Origin of the sequence: Anaerotignum sp., assembly GCF_045122575.1 — a bacterium.
In the GTDB taxonomy this organism is placed as follows: Bacteria; Bacillota; Clostridia; order Lachnospirales; family Anaerotignaceae; genus Anaerotignum_A.
This window is the reverse complement of the sequence record NZ_JBGVHV010000022.1, coordinates 1-4,405: the sequence shown is the minus strand read 5'-3', so window position 1 is coordinate 4,405 and position 4,405 is coordinate 1. Positions and strand designations below refer to the sequence as shown.

The following is a 4,405-nucleotide window of genomic DNA, read 5'->3' as shown; positions in this document are numbered from 1 at the left end:
TGGAGCCTTCTGCGCATGCTGCCGAAGAGTGAACTGAAACGTATTCGTGACGAATATCTGGAAAAATATCTGAACAGCGGGGAGTGATGAAGTGTGGCTAGATTGAATGTCAATCCCACCCGTATGGAAATGACCCGCTTGAAGGGTCAGCTGAAAACAGCGACCAGAGGTCATAAACTGCTGAAAGATAAGCTGGATGAACTGATGAAACAGTTCATGGAGATCGTAAGGGAAAATAAACGCCTGCGTGAAGAAGCGGAAAAAGCTTTGGAAGAGGCATATAAAAACTTCATCATTGCCAGAGCAGTGCTTAGTGAAGCCAGCCTTGGCGAAGCCTTGATGATCCCCCAGCAGGCCGTATCTGTAAAGGTTACCAACAGAAACATCATGAGCGTAAATGTGCCTGTATTCGACTTCCAGACAGAAGGCAGCAAAGAAGGGAACATTTTCCCTTATGGTATGGCCTTCACATCCGGTGAACTGGATAGTGCCATGATTTCTTTTTCCGATGCCATGGAGCCTCTCCTCCGTCTGGCAGAATCTGAAAAATCGGCACAGCTTCTGGCTCAGGAGATCGAACGTACCCGCCGTCGTGTAAACGCGCTGGAAAATGTTATGATCCCCAACTATCAGGAGACGATTAAATATATCACCATGAAACTGGAAGAAAACGAAAGAGCCAATACGACACGTCTGATGAAGGTAAAAGACATGGTTGCGAAAAAAGCCATCGAGGAAAGACGCAGCAAAGACAAGGAAGTGGCGGCTTGCCATCGATGTGTAAACTGAGTTTGTATCATAACGGTCTTTTAGTACTTTAAGAGACAATGATATCAAACAACAGAATTCTGTTAAAATATACAAGAATAAAAACAGCAATAAATTTTCGCAAAAGAGATTTATTGCTGTTTTTTGTTTGAAGGACTTTTTTTAATACAAGCCCTTCAAATGGCTGAATCTATTGACGAATTTTTTGAATCAATGATATACTTTCAACGGCAAATTATTATGAAAAGTGTATTAGAAAAGGAGTGTTCAATATGGATACGGGTATTTTATCCATCATTCCAATTGTGCTTACAATAGGCTTGGCAATTGGAACAAGAAATGTTATTTTGTCTTTATTTACCGGTCTGTTTTCCGGGGCATTGATTGTTTGCAGCGGCAATCCTGTTGCGGCATTAAAGGCGACCATTGGGGAATATATTATTCCTCGCTTTTTAGACAGCTATAATGCAGGGATCATTGTGTTATTGGTATTTATTGGCGGATTTGTTACTTTGTTAGAAAAATCCGGTGGTGCGGAAGCCTTTGCAAGAAAGGTTGCAAACTTTATCGATACACGTTGCAAAACACAGATTGCAGCATGGATCGGCGGTATTCTGGTGTTCTTCTCTGAATTGGGGACACCCATGATCGTAGGGCCTATTTTTGCACCAATTTTTAAGAAAATGAGAATTTCCAAAGAGAAACTGGCATGGATCATTGACTGCACTGCATCTCCCGTATGTGTTCTGATTCCCTTTATCGGTTGGGGGGTTACTTCCATGGGTCTGATCCAGACAGAACTGGATAACCTTGGTATTACGGCAATCAATGACTGGACTGCATTTTGCAATGCGATCCCCTATCAGATTTACCCTATTCTGTGCCTGTGCATGGTGCCTATGGTGGCATTTTGCAAAAAGGAATTCGGGGCAATGGCAAAAGCGGAGCAGGACGCACGTAAGGGTATTTTTTCCAAATTACCCAATGAAGAAGCACCCAAGAAAAATATGATCACAAATAACAACGTGTCTCCACTGGTAGTTATTCTGCCATTGGTTGTTCTGTTTGTTACATTATTTGGCATTTTGCTTCCACAGGGATTCCCTGTGAAACAGGTTCCCGGCGGTGATTTTAGAATTGCACTGATCAGTGGATATCTGCTGGCTGCGATTACAATGATCTTGCTGATGAAGCACTATAAAGTAATGGAAATCAAAGAAGGGATTTCTACATATGTAAAAGGCTGCAGCAAATTGTTTGACTGTATGGTCATGCTGATTTTGGCGTGGGGGTTAAGTACAGTGGGCGGTATTCTGGGTACTTCCGAATTTATTGTATCCATTGCACAGGGAACAGTTCCTTACTGGCTGGTTCCTTCCATTGTTTTCCTGATTGGGGCACTGATGTCTTTTGCTACAGGTACATCCTGGGGGACTTTTGCTATTGTTATGCCAATTGCCATCCCTGTAGCATACCACTTGGATGCCAGTTTGTTTGTAACGATCGGTGCGGTATTGTCTGGCGGTTTATTCGGGGATCATTGTTCTCCTGTTTCTGATACGACGATTCTGGCTGCATCCGGTGCAAACTGTGAACTGATGAACCATACTTTAACACAGCTGCCTTATGCGGTTATTTGTGCGGTAGTATCCTTTGTTGGCTTTATTCCCGCAACAATTGCTGAAAATGCTTTTGTTACGGTTGGCTGTGTGGCAGCAATGATTGTGCTGTATCTTGCAATAGCGAAATATAAGGGTGTTACGATTGAAAACCTTTCTGTTTTAGACATTGATGCAATTGAAGCAGAGGAAAATAGCAAAGCATGATGGAAGAGGAGTGTTGCAGACGCAATGCTCCTTTTTTATATGCAAACAGAAGAATGCGGCAGAAAGCACCATATATTGCAATCAGCATAAACTGATAGGAAGGAGGGGGAGGAATGCCATGGTAACAATCAGTTTATGTATGATCGTGCGGGATGAAGAGAAAGTGTTGGCACGGAGTCTGGAGAGTATTGCGGATATTGTGGATGAGATCATCATTGCAGATACGGGTTCTGTGGATCGAACGAAGGAAATTGCAGCGGCATATACGGAAAAAATTTATGATTTTCCGTGGATCGATGATTTTGCGGCTGCCAGAAACTTTGCTTTTTCCAAAGCCACAGGGGAGTACCTGCTGTGGATGGATGCGGATGATGTATTTCTGTCATCGGATAAGCGAAAGTTTTTTGATCTGAAAGAAGACTTGGAGCAGAACCCCTGTGATGTGGTGATGATGCTGTATGATGCGGCTTTCGATCAGAAAGGAGAACCGTCCTTTTCCTATTACAGAGAACGACTGATCCGAAATTGCCCGCAGGCGAGATGGCAGGGCTGTGTCCATGAGGTCATTGTTCCCTTTGGAAAAGTGCGGCAGGAAGAGATCCATTTTGAACACCGAAAAGAGGAGACAGCATATTCTGACCGCAACCTGAAGATATATGAAAAAATGCTTTCCGAGGGGCGAAAACTGGATGCCAGAGAACAGTTTTATTACGGTCGGGAATGTTATTATCATGGAAAATATGAAAAAGCTGCCGCAGTTTTTGAGACCTTTCTGCGGGAACCGACGGCGTGGCTGGAAAACAAACTGGAGGCGGTACGTTTCCTTGCCTATAGCCTGCAGGCTGCAGGGGAAAAGGAGAAAGCCTTTGATACGCTTCTGCAGGGACTGCGGCTGGCGCCGCCTACAGGGGAGCATTGCTGTGAGATCGGCGGATATTTTTATGACAGAGAGGAATGGGAAACGGCAGTTTTCTGGTATGAAAATGCGCTGCACGCAGAAAAGCGGACGGAAAAAGGAGCCTTTGTGCAGGAGGAATGTTACGGATATCTTCCCTGTATCCAGCTTTGTGTCTGCTATGATCGATTGGGAGAACATGAACGGGCCAAGATGTATAACGAAATGGCCGGCGTGCTGCATCCGGAGTCGGAAGCGGTGCGAAAAAACAGAGGATATTTTTTGGAAAAAGAAAAGAGCAGTCTCATTTGAAATGAAACTGCTCCCATAAAATCCGGAGAAAGGACGTCTGCATCATCATGAGCCGCATGATGAATTCCTTTCTATATCTGCATCATAACATGCTTTGATGGTAATGTAAAATGGACAGATATGAAGATTTGGATTGAAATTTTTCATATCAGGTAGGATAAATTTCCTTGATCAGTTTGCAGAAGGCCGTCATCTGAGGGGTGATGGCTTTCTGTTCGTGGTGCAGCATCTGCAGCCATACCGTAAAGTTCAGCTCAGGTACATTCAGTACACAGAGTTCCCCTTTTTTTACAGCATCCTGAATCAGATAATAGGGTAGGAATGCAATGCCGCAATCCTGTTTTGCCAGTTCCATGGCGCCCAGAGGATTCCAGATGTCGAAGCGGGGTTTTATGATATATTCCAGCGTTTTTTTGGTGTCTTCGTTAGACATATCAGAAAAATAGAACTGCTGGTTTGTGATGATCACGTCGTTTTCTGCAATTTCAGCCAGTGTCACGGTCTGTTTTTGTGCCAGAGGATGGGTAGGGGCTGCGGCGAATACAAAACGGGTTTCTTTCAGGATCGTTTTTGCGAAATGTTTTGTACTGCGTTTATCATGGGT

4 protein-coding genes are annotated in these 4,405 nt (G+C 43.9%); 3 read left to right on the top strand and 1 reads right to left on the bottom strand.

What is annotated here, in order from left to right; genetic code table 11:
* Positions 1-93: 93 nt before the first annotated feature.
* The 3 genes from ACJMLT_RS00980 (at position 94) to ACJMLT_RS00970 (ending at position 3,801) form a co-directional block, all read left to right on the top strand.
* The gene (locus tag ACJMLT_RS00980; RefSeq protein ID WP_405725234.1) at positions 94-789 is read left to right on the top strand and encodes a V-type ATP synthase subunit D; all 696 of its coding nucleotides are present in this window, start codon (positions 94-96) and stop codon (positions 787-789) included.
* A gap of 326 nt (positions 790-1,115) precedes the next feature.
* Entirely contained in the window at positions 1,116-2,594 is a 1,479-nt protein-coding gene (locus tag ACJMLT_RS00975; protein ID WP_405725231.1) for a Na+/H+ antiporter NhaC family protein, read from the top strand.
* Positions 2,595-2,712: 118 nt separating this feature from the next.
* Positions 2,713-3,801 (top strand): tetratricopeptide repeat-containing glycosyltransferase family 2 protein, encoded by a 1,089-nt coding sequence (locus tag ACJMLT_RS00970; RefSeq protein ID WP_405725228.1) that lies wholly within the window; start codon positions 2,713-2,715, stop codon positions 3,799-3,801.
* Between the two features lie 148 nt (positions 3,802-3,949).
* On the opposite strand, the gene ACJMLT_RS00965 is transcribed toward ACJMLT_RS00970, so the two are convergent.
* The coding region (locus tag ACJMLT_RS00965; protein WP_405725225.1) for a substrate-binding domain-containing protein at positions 3,950-4,405 on the bottom strand (456 nt) is incomplete at its 5' end.